Raw genomic sequence first — 15,392 nt, forward strand, 5'->3', positions numbered from 1 at the left:
AGTGTAAACCAATCTGCCGGGGACACAGCGCGCGACTCCCCGGACCCGGTTCACAGGTTTTGATAGCGGTTGATATCGAATAGACCGGCCTGGACTGGATCAGTTTCTTCGACATACTGCTGAAAGTCGGCAAGGATCTCCCAGAACTGCGGATGAGTGCGGCGCACGCCCCAACGGTCGGCGACCCGCTCCAGACTCTCGCTGTCGGTTGCTGCTTGCAGTGCGGCGACAAAATCTGGCAACGCCTGCAGCTCAACGTCGAAGCTGAAGTTGGGGTAGCTACCGAGGGTGCCTTCCATAATGGTCAGATCATCCTGCTGGGGCAGTAGGCGATCTTCTTCGCCAAACATGAAGGCGACGTTGGCGTGGGCCCGATTGTGGACCAGGCTGTAGACCCAGCGTTCCTCGCCGTTGGTGACGCGCAGGAAGCTGACTTCTGGTAGCAGTGGAATTACCGGCAGGCTGGCGCCGGTTTCCTGCGCCAGCGGGCGCAGCAGTTGCTGAATCTGCTGCTGCGCTGGGGTCAGGTCTGGACGTTGGCAATTGTCCTGCGGACACCGATTGAGGGTGTCCGGTGTACCGGCTACGGCGCTGCCGCGCTCGGCCAGTTGAGCGGCGAAGCGGCGCATTACCGAGCGGTTGTCGGAACGGTCACTGGGGCTATAGCTCAGGGTTGTGGGTGTCTCCAGGTCAAGGCCGGTATAGGCAATGGCATCTTTGAGTTTGGCTTGGCCCTGATACCACTGGTCATAAAGTCCCTGGCGCTGCTCGGCCGGTACATAGCGCAGGAAATTATGCTCTGCGCCATTGCGGATCAGGTCGAAGTACAACCGGGTCTGCGCCTGATGTGAAAGGCTGCCGAAGACGTTGAAGTTGACCACCAGCTCGTAGTAGGTGCGTTCGAGCAGCGGGTAGTCCATAACCCAGATGGTGTCTGGCACCCGGCCCCAGAGGCCGCGCCGTACAGAGGCGCTGTCGTGATGGCGGAAGATGGTCAGCAAGGCATCCTGATTGTAGCCGTCACCGTCCCAGATCTCGTCCAGGCTGGCACCGGCTGGCTTGCGCGCGGCGTAGTGCTGGCCACGCAGCTCAAGGTACTGGTTGCGCTTGCCGTTGTATTCCAGCCAGGCGCTGCCCAGGGCCAGCAGGTCGCTGTTCTGCCCGGGCAAGCCTAGCAGGGGCGTTGCTTGGCTGCGGTAAAGCGGATCGTTGACGTAGGCTTCTTGTGATGGGTCCTCAAAGACGGTCCAGAACTGGTCGCGGATAACGTCAGTGGCAACCTGTCCGCGGCAGACGGGGCCGCGGATGAAGGTGCGCACAAAATACTCAGCAGTGTCCAGCATGAACTGGTAGCGCGCTTTGGCCGGAATGGCGTTGAAGGTGGCAAAGGGGTTGGCTCGTTCGCTGTAGCCGTAGCCGGGCAGCACCGCCAGATCCCAGTCGTCGCCCAGGAACAGCTGTCGCCAGCGCTGCATGCGCTGATCGTCCAGGCCGTAGGTGATGTGGGTTTTCTCTACCAGGGTTTCGCGCAGCGGGCGCAGGCGATAGTAGAAGGCTTTGTCCGGTGCATCGTTGGGTCGCACGGTGCGCAGTGGCATGATCGGCTCGCCCGGCGGGGTGCTCGAACGTACCAACTCATAGAAGCTGCTGCCGCTGATGGTAGGGAAGTGGATGTGCGCCACAAACAGGTGCTCGAACAGGTAACGGGCGACCAGCTGTTCACGTTGCCCGCGCTGGTTAAAAAAGGCTTCCCAGCGTTCGATACTGGCTTGTTCGGCGGCCGAGGGTTGCCAGGGCATCGGCTCGGTCACGGCGCCTTCGGCAATCCACTGGCTGATGCGGGCAAACTCCGCAGCGCTCAGTCCGGTAGTGGCGTAGGGCATACCGCCGTGCGGGTTGGCCTGGGCATAGTCGGCGATATTTTCCAGTGTTGGGCAGCTGAAGGCGTGGTCGGTGCCTATTTTGATGTCGTCCGGCAGGCGGCTGTTGGGTGGTAGCGGATTGCGCTGGGCTAGCTCAAGCATGCGGAACAGCAACGACCCGTCCAGGCCGGAGGCGTTGCCTTCGTCGGCGTCGTGCAGTACCGAGAAGAAGCCTTGTTCACGCCACTGGGCCTCACTGTGGGCGTCGGTGCCAAGGCGTGTTGGCGGCATGTCCTCAAGTCGCGCTGCATCATAGACTTGCAGCAGCGATGCTCCTCTCTTGATGCCCTCTGCGCTGGTCAGCTTGAGCTGGCAGGGGGCGTCGTAGCAACCGTGACAGGCCATGCAGCGGTTTTCCAGAATCGGTTTGATGTCGCTCTGGTAGCTGAAGCTTTGACGCGATGCCACTGTTTGTTCGGCGTGCGGGTAGGTCGGGATATCGCTGCAAGCGAAAATCAGGGCAATAACAGCGAACAGCCCGGCGCCGAGCAACCGGCGTGGCGAGCGTGCGAGGAACTTCATGACAGCATTCCTTAATAGGCGTAATCAGCGGCCTCGCTATGTTGCACGAAGCCGGCAGGCGCCTCAACGACTGGCTGCTCTGGGCCCTCCGATCACCAGTGCGATGCCCCCCAAAATGGCCAACGACGCAATCATGAGTAGCAGGCTGGGCGCTTCGTTCAGCAGAAGCAGACCGCCTGCGGCAGTAATGACGGGCACGCTCAGTTGCACGCTGGCGGCGGCACTGGCCCGCAGCCCGGGGAGTGCAGCGTACCAGATGGCGTAGCCGAGGCCTGAGGTGATAGCGCCAGATGCGAGGGCGTAAAGGGCTCCGTTGGCATCCACGCTTAGCCAGGGCAAAGCGAGTGCCGACAGGCCGAGAGCCAGCGGTACTGCGCGGACAAAATTACCGGCGGTGGCGGCCAGCGGGTTGCTTGCGCCACGCCCGCGTAGCGAATACAGCCCCCAGGCGACGCCCGCGGCGAGCATGCTCAGAGCCGGTAGTGCCGGCGGGGTGCTGGCGCTGGGGAGCAGCAGGGCAGCCAATCCGATTAGTGCAAGAGCAAAGCCTACGCTTTGGACTGGGCTCAGACGCTCGCCGCGCAGCAGGCCAATGCTGAGCATACTGACTTGCACGGCAGCAAACAGCAGCAGGGCGCCGGTGGCAGCGTCAAGTTGGATGTAGGCCCAAGAGAAGGCGGCGGCGTAAACGAAGAGGGCGGCAGCAGAGGCCCAATTGCCACCGGTGAGCGCAGCTTGCCGGCCGGGCCAGTGCAGTAGCACCCAGAGCACCAGGGCACCAGATGTCAGGCGCAAGGTCGTGAAGGTTGCAGGGTCAATCTCGGTATCGCGCAGCGCCAGGCGACACAATACCGAGTTGCCCGCGAAGGCCAGCATGGCCAGGGTGGTCAGAAAGGTCAGGCGTGTTGCAGACATTTGGCGCTCCCATTGAGTCCGCCCTGTTATGCCTTTCATATACCTGATAATGCAATGCTACTTTGTGCTGGCTGATGTCAAACCCAGGCGCTGCATGCGGTAAAGCAATGTACGACGTGGTAGCCCCAGGGCTTGGGCGGTCAATGTCTGATTGCCGCCGTGCAGCTGCAGCCCTTCGATCAGCAAGTTGCGCTCCAGCGCTTCCAGCTGTTCGCGCAGGCCCAGGCGGTGTGCGTGCTGCGGGGTGTCCGGCAGCTGCAGGTGTTCAGGCAGTAGCAGGTTGCCGTCACACAGCAGCAAGGCGCGGGCAATCAGGCCTTTTAGCTCGCGGACATTGCCTGGGAAACGATGACTGGCCAGATAGGCAAGGGCACTGTCACTCCAATGACAGGGACTGCGCTGGAGGAAGGTACAGGTATCGACGGCAAATTGCAGCGCCAGCTGGCGGATGTCGCTGCCTCGGTCACGCAGTGGTGGCAAGTTGATGGGAAAGTGCCCTAGTCGGTAATAAAGGTCTTCGCGGAACAGGCCGCGCTGCACTTGCTCATGCAGGCGCTGATGGGTGGCTGCGAGGATGCGCACGTCTACCCGGTGGCTCTGGGTACTGCCCAACGGGCGAATCTCGCCTTCCTGCAATACGCGTAGCAATTTGGCCTGCAGAGCCAGCGGCATATCGCCGATTTCATCAAGAAACAGGGTGCCGCCGTCGGCTGCGTCAAATAGCCCGGTGCGATCTTGCATGGCGCCGGTAAAGGCGCCTTTGCGGTAGCCGAACAGCTCGCTTTCCAGCAGTTGCTCAGGCAGCGCGCTGCAGTTTTGTGCAACAAAGGGCTTGCTGCGGCGCGAGCCATAGTCATGAATGGCGCGGGCTACCAGCTCCTTGCCGGTGCCGGTTTCGCCGCCGATCAGAACGGTCACCGGGTTGTGTAACACCTTGCTGATCAAACGGTAAACCTGCTGCATGGCGGGGCTCTGACCAATCAGGCCGAAGCTGCCGTGCTCCGGTTGGCTATTGGGTGGCGCCGGCTCGTTGTGCTGGCATTGCTGGAGGTCTTGCTGTTGTTGCAATAGCCGCAGGCGGCCCAGGCCAATACCGCCCAGGTGGCGCACCGGTTCAGTCAGAGCATCAGCAATATCGCCTTGCTGTTTTGCCAGCAGCAAAAGCCCGGCTAGCTGCTGATTGGTATCTTGTAGCGGCACGCACAGCAGGCTGTGCCAGGGCTTGGCGCTGTTGGGCAGGAAGGGCGTGGCGTACAGGCTGTGGTCAAGGTCGCGCAGATTCAGGCTGCGATTCTGGGTCAGGCAGTACTGTAGCAGCTGTTGCTCGAACCAATTGGTGGGTGCCTCACCTATGTTGCAGTGTAGGGGGGCGCCGTCAAACCACTGGCTGCTCAGGTGCAGCCGGGTATGCGTCTTGTCCAGCAGGTAGAGCTGCGCCAGCGGGCATTGGGTCAGCTGGCTGGCGCAGGCCAGCAGCTGTTGCTGCAGCTGCTGCGGCTCGCTGGCCAGCTGGGCCAGACAGGCCAGCAACGGTGCTGCGCAGGTGAGCGGGTGCGTGCTGTCGGGCAGACTAAGCGATTCAAGCAAGGTCACACCGGATGCCTCCGTCGTCTTCCAAGTGAACATGAATGCAGCTGACTGCGTTCATGAGCGATAGCAATTGATTGGCGATAGGCGCCTGAATGTGCCGTTCTATCCAGCGCTCAACCAGGCGTGCGCCGCCTTCGCGTTGACATTGTCTGGCGATATGGGCCGGTAGCGCGGGGTCGTATTGCAGGCTCAGCTGGCGGCCTGCCAGTCGCTCTTCAAGCCGCTGCAAGCGCTGACGCACAACGGCGGCCAGGGCGTCGTTATCCATCGGCAAGTAGGGCAGCACCCGCATGCGCGCCAGCAGTGCCGGCTTGAAATAGCTGCGCAGAGTCGGCTCGATTTGTGCCAACACCTGTTCTGCCGTCGGTCGCACACCCTGACATAGCTGATTGATCTGCTCGCTGGCCAGGTTGGAGGTCAGCAGGATCAGGGTGTTGCGAAAATCGATCTCACGGCCTTCGCCGTCGTTGGCAATGCCCTTGTCAAAAATCTGGTAGAACAGGTTGAGCAGCTGCGGGTGCGCCTTCTCCACCTCATCCAACAGCACCACGGAGTAGGGCCGCCGACGCACCGCTTCGGTCAGCTGGCCGCCTTCGCCGTAGCCAACGTAGCCGGGTGGTGCGCCGATTAGCCGTGCCAGGCTATGGGGCTCCTGGTATTCGCCCATGTTGATGATGGTAAGAAAGTCCGCGCCACCGTATAGCAGCTCGGCAATGGCCTCGGCGGTGGCCGTTTTGCCGACGCCACTGGGGCCGATCAGCAGAAACACGCCGCTGGGGCGATCTGCTCGGCTGAGACCGAGGGCGGCGGCGCGCAGAGTCTGGTCCAGCTCGGCGATGGCTTCATTCTGACCATGCAGGCGCTGGCCAAGCTGCTCGGCAAAACCGGCGATTTGCTCGCTGCGAGAGCCTTGCAGCCGCTCTAGCGGGATGCCGGTCCAGCTGCTGACGACCTCGGCGACCGCGCGGCTATCCACCTCGGCGCTGACCAGCGGTGTCTGCTGTTGCAATGCGATTAGCTCTGCGCGGGTGGCCGCGTGCTGTTCACCGGGCTGGGTTAACTGGCGGGCCAGCGCGCGCTGGGCGTCCCAACTGTCATGCAGGGCTTGGGCTTTTTGCTGTGCGCCTGGCTGCGCGCTTTGCAGGCGGTCCAGTAGCGCTAGCTCAACGGCTAAGCCGCGTTGGTGATCTTGTTCCAGTGCGCTGCTGTGCCGTTGGGACTGCTGAATCTGCGCCTCCAGCTGGTCAACGGCCAGTGGCGGGCAGGCCAGGTTGACTCTGGCTCTGGCGCAGGCGGTGTCGAGCAGGTCGATGGCTTTGTCGGGCAGTTGCCGGTCCGGCAGGTAGCGCGCGGCCAGCTCGACAGCGGCGACCACTGCCGCGTCGGAGATGTACAGGCCGTGGCTGGCGGCGTAACGCGGAGCCAGCCCGCGCAGTACGGTGGTGGCCTGGGCGATATTCGGAGCATGCAGCATGATGGGCTGGAAGCGGCGAGCCAGTGCTGGATCCTTGTCGATGTGTTTGCGGTACTCGCTCCAGGTGGTGGCGGCGATGGCCTTGAGGCTGCCGCGAGCCAGTGCCGGTTTCAGCAGGTTGGCGCTATCGGCTGTACCGGCGTCGCCGCCGTGTCCGATCAGGGTATGAGCTTCGTCGATAAACAGAATGATGCGGGAGGCGGGCTGACAGGCTGCACTGATCACGCCCTGCAGCCGTCGCTCCAGTTCACCGCGCATGCCCGCGCCGGCTTGCAGCAGGCCCAGATCCAGTGACAGAACCCGGTAATCGCGCAGGGTGTCGGGCACTGTGCCGGCGATGATGCGCTGCGCCAGACCTTCGACCAGTGCGCTCTTGCCAACGCCTGCCTCACCGAGAATGGCCGGGTTGCTTTTGCGGCGGCGACAAAGAATGTCGATCATCTGGCGCAGTTCACTTTCTCGACCCAGCACGGGGTCCAGCTCGCCGGCGGCGGCTTGGCGGGTCAGGTCCTGGGTGAATTCGTCGAGCAGTTGCTGGTTGGCGGCGGGTTCGGTGTTGTGGGTCTGGTCGGCGAGCTGCTGCAGTTGATCTGCATCCAGCCCGGCCAGCAGCTGGGGATCGGTCGGGGGCTCGCGTAGCCAGGCCAGCAGCAAGGCGCGCTGGTCGATCAGGCGTTGTTGCAGTTCGGTGCTGGCGAGCAGCAGGGCCCGCTGTAGCCAACCGATCAGGGCGGCGGAGAGCACCGGGTTGCGTGGCTCCCCGTTGCCCGAGCCGGAGAGCTGCAGGGCGTTATTCAGAGCGTCTGGCTCTTGGCCGCTGGCCAATAATGCTCGTTGCAAGAGGCTGTCTGGCCGTTGCAGCAGGCTCAGTAGCAGATCTTCTGGCTGAACACTGTGGCCGCCACGCTGCAGGCAGTGCGCCGCAGCGGCTTCCAAATCGCGGCGCAGGTCGTTGCTGAGCAGGCGCACCAGTTGATGGAGGTCGAGGTTGATCATGGGGCTGTGTCTCTCATATGGGGCGTCAGCAGAATGTGCGCATCATCGGCCGGCTGGCCTAGCCAACTGGTCCAGCCAAGGCGGCAGGGGGTGTGCTGACCGAGGCGCAGTTCGCGTAGCTCGTCGCGACGCAAGTGCAGTTGCAGGTCGTACTGCAGGGGTGTGCGTAACACGAACGCCAGCAGTGCACAGAGTGGTTGATGGTCCTGCCCGGGCGGCAGGAAGCGGTGGAAGTCATTCCAGTCGAGCTGGAGAAGCCGCACGCGAAAACGGCCGCTGCCATCCATTACGCTGCGGCCTAGTACGCAGTTGTCTGCCAGGCTGCTGCTCTGCTGGCCGAGCCGGCACAGCTGCTCGCTTGGGATGTCGATGCGTTGCGGCAGGCACTGCTGTAGCTCGATATGCGGGTAGCGGAAGTAGTAGCGCAATACGGCGCAGACCAGTTCGGCTGACTGACTGCGCATGCCAATCAAGCCCAGATACGGCAGCAGGCGGCGCGGCTGCAGGCACGCATGCGGGGTGTCGTAATCCAGCCCAGCACTGGCCAGCAGGCGCTGGGAGAGCTGGTCGATAGCGCCACCCTGAAAGCGGCTGTAATAACGGTACTTTTGCCAGATCGGCAGCAGCAGGCGTTGCAGGCGGTCGTTGAACAGGTCCAACAGGTCTCGGATGCTGCGGCTGCCGGCGTCATCCCCCAGCGCCTGTTCGACGTAGCTGGCAGGCAGCGGAGAAGCGGCGCCGCTGAGAGCGATCAGGTTCAGCTGCAGGTGACAGTAGAGGCCGTCGTCGCGGTGCTCGAAGCTCAGTAGCTCGATATCCCGGGTGGCAAAGCCAAGGCTCGGGTTGGCGCTGAAGCTGATGCGCCGGTACAGAGCCTCGGGGCTGAGGTCGGGGTGCTGCAGCTGCAACTGGTCGAGCAGACGCAGCAGTGCCTGGTACAGGCTGTAATGCTGAATGTCCCGCTGCAGGCGGGTTAAAACAGGGGCTGTAGGCCCATGCGCGGCGCCCATTGATAGGCATCCCCCTGTAGCGTGGTGACAGACAGTTCGTGATAGGTATTGAGGCAGGCATGGTGAGCCAGAAACTCATTGAGCACCGAGCAAAACAGGTACAGATCGCCGGCGCCGTTATAGCGCTCGGCGTCCAGCTGCAGCTCGGTGCGAATGCCGCGTAGTGGCAGCCCCTGCTGCAAGCGGGCGACCTGGCGGTGCGCTACCTGCAACAGACCGTCGAGTCGCTGCTGACTGATACGGGCGGCCTGCTGGTCGTGGTGACGTGGCAGGTCATAGGAGCCGAGCACGCGGCGCAGGGCGCCGATGTCTTCCAGGCTCTGGTAGTTGAGCGCCATGTTGCTGATCAGTCGCCACATGCCATCTTCCTGCAGCGGCGGCGCATAGCTGGGGGTCACCCGTCCGATATTGCGAAACTGGACGAACTCGGGGGTGCCATCGCAAGGCAGGCAGATATCGCCCTGCGCCAGACGGGTTGGCAGGTGATGGTTGGTGCAGGTCAGCTCGACCGAGAGGGTTTCCTGCTGGTCCTGGCTGTGCTGTGCGAAGCAAAGATAACTGTCGGGGTTATCGCCAAGCAGCGATGGGTATTGGCGCAGGCTGTAGCAAGGTGCTGGCTCGCCGTTGCCCAGGCGTCGGTCGTGCTCGAATGACTCGAACGGCGCGTAGCGGCGGTAGCCCATGCCACCCGGTTTCCAGCCGGTGACCTGGTCCACCGAGAAGATGCCGCAGTGTTCGCCGGAGAGCTCCGCCGGGCGCAGCAGGTACTGGTCTTGCCGGCCGTCCAGGCGTATGGGCGTCGCGTCGTGGGCAAACAGGTTGACCACGGGGGCGCAATGCAGCCGCAGGTGTTCACGACCAGGGTTGATCTGCCGGCAGCTTGGGTGGCGCAGTTCAAGTTGCAGGCGCAGGCCGCGGGCCGTTTTCATTGCGCCACCGGACTGCGTTTGTAGTTGGGACAGGCCGGTTAGCTCGACGAACAGGAATTTTTCGGCAAAGGCGAAGTATTCCTGCAGGTGGCGGTAGCCGGCAAAGGTGTTGTCGGGGTAGGGCAGCAGCGCCTGGCCAGCGTCAAAACCTGCGGCTTGCAGCTGGCTACCGGGCAGGTGCAGGCTGCTTCCATCGCTGCCTAGCGGCTGTCCGTCGTTATCCAGTACCTGAGCTTTTATGTCCTGCAGGTGTTGGGCGAGCAGCAGGTAGAGACTGCGGCTGACATGCTCGTCGCCGGTCAGGTGCAGGCGCAGGGGCTCCAGCGGTAGATCCTGCAAGCTGCCTTCAGCGGTCATTCCCAGACGCAGCTCCAGGCGTGCGCCCAGACTGTGGCTGTGATAGCTCACATGCTGAATGTCTAGCGGCAGTAGCCGGGTTTGGCCGGCGGTACGGAAGCGGCAACGCACACCATCAACCGGACGCGATTCAACAGGGGTGCCGGCGGGCACCAGTAGTTCCGGTTGTGGGCGTTTCAGCGGTTCGAATTGCAACATGGCAAAGGACGGCAGCGGTCGCATGCAATTGGGCCATAGCAGATGCATCAGCGAGTGGGTTAGTTCGGGTAGCTCGTCGTCCAGCTTCTGTCGCAGTCGGCCGGTCAGAAAGGCGACCCCTTCGAGCAGGCGCTCTATGTCCGGATCGCTGCTGCTACTGGCCAGATAGGGGGCCAGCGCAGGGTTGCGCTGAGCGAAGTGACGGCCTTGCTCGCGCAGGGCGCTGAGTTCGCTTTGATAATAGTGATTGAAAGACATGCTCAGTGCGTTCCGGTTTGCTCTACCTGGGTTTGACCCTGCCCGTCCAGCTGCACGCAGAAGCGCACGGGGTGTTGTAACTCGGCCATGTTCAAGCGCGCGTGGATATCAAATGTGAGGTGCAAGGGGTCGTCGCCGTTGCTGTGGCTGACCACCCGAACCTGCTGCAGGCGTGGCTCGTAACGGGTGATAAAACGCTCGATGGCGGCGCGGGCCTGTTGGCGGGTGTCGTGCAGCGACAGGCGCATGTCGTTCAGCTCTGGCAGGCCGTAGTCCGGCAGCATTTGCACACTGCCGGCGCGGGTGCTGAGCAGGCGCGCCAAGTGGTTGGCGATGGACGCGCTGACACTGGCCTCGCGTGACTGGGTTCGGCGCGCCTCGACCTTGCCGCCAAGGCGCTCGAACAGGGTGCCATAGGGCTGGGCTGTCATCAGTCACGATCCAGCTTGCCGACCAGCGACAGGGTGAAGTCGGCCCCCATGTACTTGAAGTGCGGGCGTACACTGAGGCTGACGCGGTACCAGCCTGGCTGCCCGGCCACGTCCTGCACCTGCACTTCGGCGGCGCGCAGTGGCCGGCGGCCACGGACTTCGGCACTGGGGTTGTCCTGGTCGGCCACGTACTGGCGAATCCACTTGTTCAGCTCCAGCTCAAGGTCGGTGCGCTCCTTCCATGCACCGATCTGCTCGCGTTGCAGCACCTTCAGGTAATGGGCTAGCCGGTTGACGATGAACAGGTAGGGCAGCTGAGTGCCGAGACGGAAATTCAACTCGGCGTTTTTGCCTTCTTCGCTATTGCCGAAGAAGCGCGCCTTCTGTGTCGAGTTGGCGGAGAAAAACGCGGCATTGTCGCTGCCCTTGCGCATGGTCAAGGCGATGAAACCGGCGTCTGCCAGTTCGTACTCGCGGCGGTCAGATACCAGTACTTCGGTCGGGATCTTGGTTTCGATTTCGCCCATGCTGGCGAAGTGGTGCAGCGGCAGGTCGTCTACTGCGCCACCACTTTGCGGGCCGATAATGTTGGGGCACCAGCGGTAGCGGGCAAAACTGTCGGTCAGGCGGGTAGCAAAGGTAAAGGCGGTGTTGCCCCACAGGTAGTGCTCATGGCTGTCGCTGACCGATTCGCGGTAGGCGAAGCTGCGCACCGGATTGTCTTCAGGGTCATAGGGAGTGCGCAGCAAAAAGCGCGGCAGCGTCAGGCCAACATAGCGGGCGTCTTCACTCTCGCGGAAGCCTTGCCATTTGGCGAACTGCGGGCCGTCAAAGTGATCCTTTAGGTCTTTCAGGTCGGGCAGGCCGGTGTAGCTGTCCAGGCCGAAGAAGCCGGGGCCGGCGGCAGCGATGAAGGGGGCATGGGACATGCTGGCCACGCCGGCAACCTGTTGCAGCAGGCGGATGTCCTGGGTGCCTGGGCCGAACTGGTAGTTGGCGATGATGGCGCCGACTGGCTGGCCACCAAATTGGCCGTACTCGGCGGTGTAGACATGCTTGTACAGGCCGGACTGGACCAGCTCCGGGCTGTCCTCGAAGTCGTCGAGCAGGTCTTGCTTGGAGGCGTTGATCAGCTCCAGACGAATGTTCTCGCGAAAGTCGGTGCGCTCGACCAGCAGTTTCAGGCCACGCCAGGCGGACTCCAGTTGCTGGAAATCGGGGTGGTGCAGAATGCTGTCCATCTGCCGACTGAGTTTGTTGTCGATTTCGGCAATCATGCGGTCGACTAGTGCTTTTTTTACCGGCTCGCTCTGGTTGTGCGGTTTCAGTAGCTCGCTGATAAAGGCCGAAACGCCGCGACGGGCAATGGCGTAGGATTCGTCTTCAGGGTTGAGGTGGGTTTCGGCAATGACGCGATCGAGCAGGCTATCACTGCTCTGGCTGGTGCTTTGCTGTACGGCGGCTTGGATACTCATGGGGTGGCTCCGGTCAGGCGTTGTCGGCAAGGCCCAGCTCAGCCAAAACCTGGCTGCGGGCCTGTTCGTCATTGAGCAGCGCTTCGATTGCGCGGCGGAAGGCCGGGGTATTACCCAGCGGCCCCTTGAGGGCCACCAGTGCCTCGCGCAGTTCCATCAGCTGGCGCAGCTCCGGCACCTGCTGAACCAGGCTGGCGGGGTTGAAGTCGCGCATTGATTGGATATCGAGTTGCACTGGCAACTCGTCTTCGCTGCCGCTGTCATCTTGCAGGCGGTTGGGCACGGTGAAGGCGAGTGACAGCGCCTGTTTGGCCAGTACGTCGTCGAAGTTGCCGGCGTCGACGGCGATTGGTTTGCGCTGTTCGATGCTGCGCTCATCCTGACGCTGGGTGAAGTCGCCCAGCACCACGAGCTTGAGCGGCAGCTCGACATCCTGCTGGACGTCACCGGTGTTGGGTGTGAAGGTGACGTTGACGCGCTCACGCGGGGCGACGCTGCTGTCTTTGGCCATCAGGGCTCTCCTTGCATGGCAGGCCGGACGGCCTGTTCGAGGGTGTGTTCAATGTCCAGCCAGGCCAACTGCTGCTGCAGAGCCTGTTGGCGTTGTTGGTTGGTTTTATCGCGGGGCAGGTTGGCGCAGCTTTGCTGCAGCAATTGCAGGGTGTCGATCAGTAGCGCTGGCTCCCAAAGCGCCAGCGCCTGGTTGTGCTGCATTTGTTGCCTCAACCCCTCAAGCAAAGTGCGGGCCTGCTCGGTTTGACCGCTGTGCAGGTGCAGGCGGGCCAGCTCCAGACGGGCGATGACGCGCGGGCGCTCGCCGGGCTGACTACCGAGTTGTTGGTGCAGTTGAGCTGCGGCGGCGGCGAAACCCTCACGTTGCAGCACCTCCAGCGGCTGAGCGCTACTGGCGGAGGCTGATGCCTCGTCCGGCTGGCGGCGGGAGCCTTCTTGTCTGGCGGCTAGCCATTGGCGGGTCGCAGTGCTGGCAAAGGGGCTGCCGTCGCTGAATTTCAGCTGTTCCAGACCGGGCAGGTCGCGCAGTAACTGTTGCACTTGCAACAGGATTTCGTCGGCAGCAGTGTTGGCATTGAGGGCTTGGCAGCATTGCCAGGCCAGGTGGTGGCCATCCAGCCAGAAGGGCGCACGGCGCAGGCTGTTCTCGATGTCGTGCAGTAACTGGCGGTGATCGCCGTTGGTGATCTGTTGGTGGTAGTAGGCCAGGCGCTCGGCCGGCGGTGGACGCAGTTGCGTGATGGCCTGATCGTCGTGTTCCGGCACATTGTCCAGACTGGCGCGGCTCAGGCTGCGCATCAGGCGCAGGGCGTGCTGTTCGCGTCCGCTCTCGCTCAGCCACCACTGCACCAGTGGGGCAGCCATGTCCTGCAGGCGGCGCAGCCGCTGCAGGGCTTCTCGTTCACTGCTGATCGGGCTGTTGTCGCTGGCGGGCGCAGTGGCTTGTGTGCTGGCTGTTGGCACCGGGGCAGCGGCTGGCTGTGCTGTTGCTGGCGGCTCGGGGCTCTCTAATTGGTCGGCCAGTTGCTGATAGAGACTGGCGTGCTCTGCGTCTATTGCCAGCAGGGCGTTGGTCAGCTGCTGCAGGCTGGTTTGCAGGTGGCCGCGCAACGGCTCTTCGGTGTTGATCAGACTGGCGTGCGAGGCCAACTGTCCGTGCAGCCAGCTGAGGGCTGCCAGGCGCCCGCGAGGTCGTTGTGGATAGCTCTCAGGCCAATGGTTGTTGATCAGCGTTGTTAGCTTTTGCAGGCCATCTATAAGTGCGCTGCTGCCTTGAACCTGAAGGCCGCTCAGGCTGTGCCAGCAGCACAGGTGAAGGTCATGGCTGCCGGCGAGTAGCTGCGCGCTAATACGCTGAACCTGCTGCCAGTCAGGTTGCTCGGTGTGCAGTGAGGTCAGTTTGCCAATCTCGCGCTCGAGTAGCAGAAACTCGTCGGTGCCGCGCAGATTCGCGTTGTCCGCGCTGGTGCTGGGGTGCTTTGGGCTGGCTGCTTGCGACATGTTGACGGTCCTGTCCGGTGGCTGGCGATACGTCCTGTTCGCCATCAAACCCTGATGCCTGGTTTGCCCGCGCATGCTATGGCGGGCTGCGTCGGCCAAGCAAATGCGCAGGCTGTGAACCGGTTGGCGACCTGCCGAGCAGATCGGCGCGATTGAAATCGTTGTTTTTTATTTTTATTGTTTAAAAGCAATCTCTTATGTTTGGTTTTTTAGGCTGTTTGTACGGTTTTAATCCTCACTTCAGACCTGCCTTATCTGTGCGCCAGTCATCATTTACCGGGTGTAGTACTCCGCTGTTACCCGCCGAGCACGGCCTGGGTGCATCATCGGGTCTTACTCAAACGCATGGAGGATGCGACGTGTCGACCAAGAAGATTCTGCTGCTGGCTGGTGATTTCGCTGAAGACTACGAGACCATGGTGCCGTTTCAGGCGCTGACCATGCTCGGCTACCAGGTTGATGCGGTGTGCCCGGACAAGGCAGCCGGTGATACCGTCAAGACAGCAATCCATGACTTTGAAGGTGACCAGACCTACACCGAAAAACCTGGCCATCTGTTTGCATTGACCGCTGACTTTGCCAGCGTCAAGGTAGAGGACTACGTAGGCTTGGTGGTGCCCGGTGGGCGGGCGCCAGAGTATCTGCGATTGAACGAGCGGGCGCTTGAGATTGTGCAGGGCTTTGATGCTGCCGGTAAGCCGATCGCTGCGGTGTGTCACGGTGCGCAACTGCTGGCGGCGGCAGGTATCCTGCAAGGCCGCGAATGCAGCGCTTACCCTGCTTGCGGGCCTGACGTGCGCATGGCTGGCGGGACCTACATCGATATCCCGGCCGATCAGGTACACGTACAGGGCAACCTGGTAACAGCACCTGCCTGGCCGTCTCACCCCCGTTGGCTGGCGGCCTTCGTCAAGCTGCTCGGTGCGCGTATCGAGCTGTAAGTGCAGTAGTCCGTCAACGGCGGCAGGAGAGCAATATGTGTGAACTCTACGTCAAGGCTGATCCTATTTTGTACGAGTCGCGTTCGCGCTCGTTGCGCATCCGTGGGGTGGTGACCACGCTGCGACTGGAAAACCAGTTTTGGGACATCCTGCAGGAAATTGCCGAGGTTGACGGCATGACCACCAATCAGCTGATAACCAAACTCTACGACGAGGTCATGGAGCTGCGCGGAGAGGTGGTCAACTTCGCTTCCTTTCTGCGCGTCAGTTGCACGCGTTATCTGGCTCAGCGCGAGGCGCGCGTGGTGCCACTGGCGCTGGTGGGGCGCAGTACAGCACAAGGCTGAATTGCTGCTCAGCT

12 protein-coding genes are annotated in these 15,392 nt (G+C 62.4%); 2 read left to right on the forward strand and 10 right to left on the reverse strand.

The genetic code is table 11. The annotated features are described in order from the left end of the window. Window positions 1-50: 50 nt before the first annotated feature. The 10 genes from HV822_RS16475 to tssA form a co-directional block, all read right to left on the reverse strand. Window positions 51-2,444, reverse strand: coding sequence for a fatty acid cis/trans isomerase (locus HV822_RS16475; RefSeq protein WP_238871345.1), 2,394 nt, complete (start codon window positions 2,442-2,444; stop codon window positions 51-53). Window positions 2,445-2,507: 63 nt separating this feature from the next. Continuing rightward, window positions 2,508-3,359, reverse strand: coding sequence for a DMT family transporter (locus HV822_RS16480; protein WP_238871346.1), 852 nt, complete (start codon window positions 3,357-3,359; stop codon window positions 2,508-2,510). Window positions 3,360-3,416: 57 nt separating this feature from the next. Next, window positions 3,417-4,952, reverse strand: coding sequence for a sigma-54 interaction domain-containing protein (locus HV822_RS16485; RefSeq protein ID WP_238871347.1), 1,536 nt, complete (start codon window positions 4,950-4,952; stop codon window positions 3,417-3,419). Then, a complete protein-coding gene (gene tssH / locus HV822_RS16490; RefSeq protein ID WP_238871349.1) occupies window positions 4,939-7,419 on the reverse strand; it encodes a type VI secretion system ATPase TssH in 2,481 nt (826 codons plus the stop codon). Before tssH ends, HV822_RS16485 begins: the two co-directional genes overlap by 14 nt. Further along, window positions 7,416-8,429, reverse strand: coding sequence for a type VI secretion system baseplate subunit TssG (tssG, locus tag HV822_RS16495; RefSeq protein ID WP_238871351.1), 1,014 nt, complete (start codon window positions 8,427-8,429; stop codon window positions 7,416-7,418). Before tssG ends, tssH begins: the two co-directional genes overlap by 4 nt. After that, the gene (tssF, locus tag HV822_RS16500) at window positions 8,393-10,171 is read right to left on the reverse strand and encodes a type VI secretion system baseplate subunit TssF (RefSeq protein ID WP_238871352.1); all 1,779 of its coding nucleotides are present in this window, start codon (window positions 10,169-10,171) and stop codon (window positions 8,393-8,395) included. Before tssF ends, tssG begins: the two co-directional genes overlap by 37 nt. Window positions 10,172-10,173: 2 nt before the next feature. Then, window positions 10,174-10,602, reverse strand: coding sequence for a type VI secretion system baseplate subunit TssE (gene tssE, locus HV822_RS16505; protein ID WP_238871354.1), 429 nt, complete (start codon window positions 10,600-10,602; stop codon window positions 10,174-10,176). Then, a complete protein-coding gene (tssC, locus tag HV822_RS16510) occupies window positions 10,602-12,077 on the reverse strand; it encodes a type VI secretion system contractile sheath large subunit (RefSeq protein ID WP_238871355.1) in 1,476 nt (491 codons plus the stop codon). The genes tssE and tssC overlap by 1 nt, the downstream gene beginning before the upstream one ends. A 13-nt stretch (window positions 12,078-12,090) precedes the next feature. Continuing rightward, a complete protein-coding gene (gene tssB, locus HV822_RS16515; protein ID WP_238871356.1) occupies window positions 12,091-12,588 on the reverse strand; it encodes a type VI secretion system contractile sheath small subunit in 498 nt (165 codons plus the stop codon). After that, on the reverse strand, window positions 12,588-14,090 hold the full coding sequence (tssA, locus tag HV822_RS16520) for a type VI secretion system protein TssA (RefSeq protein WP_238871358.1): 1,503 nt from the start codon (window positions 14,088-14,090) through the stop codon (window positions 12,588-12,590). Before tssA ends, tssB begins: the two co-directional genes overlap by 1 nt. Window positions 14,091-14,449: 359 nt before the next feature. Here tssA and HV822_RS16525 point away from each other — a divergent pair, with 359 nt between their 5' ends. Together HV822_RS16525 and HV822_RS16530 are read left to right on the forward strand one after the other, a co-directional pair. Further along, on the forward strand, window positions 14,450-15,031 hold the full coding sequence (locus HV822_RS16525; protein WP_238871360.1) for a DJ-1/PfpI family protein: 582 nt from the start codon (window positions 14,450-14,452) through the stop codon (window positions 15,029-15,031). Window positions 15,032-15,066: 35 nt separating this feature from the next. Further along, window positions 15,067-15,378 carry a ribbon-helix-helix domain-containing protein gene (locus HV822_RS16530; RefSeq protein ID WP_096004767.1) on the forward strand — a complete coding sequence of 104 codons (312 nt, stop codon included), beginning with the start codon at window positions 15,067-15,069 and terminating at the stop codon, window positions 15,376-15,378. Window positions 15,379-15,392: the final 14 nt, after the last annotated feature.

Origin of the sequence: Halopseudomonas maritima (assembly GCF_021545785.1) — a bacterium.
In the GTDB taxonomy this organism is placed as follows: Bacteria; Pseudomonadota; Gammaproteobacteria; order Pseudomonadales; family Pseudomonadaceae; genus Halopseudomonas; species Halopseudomonas maritima.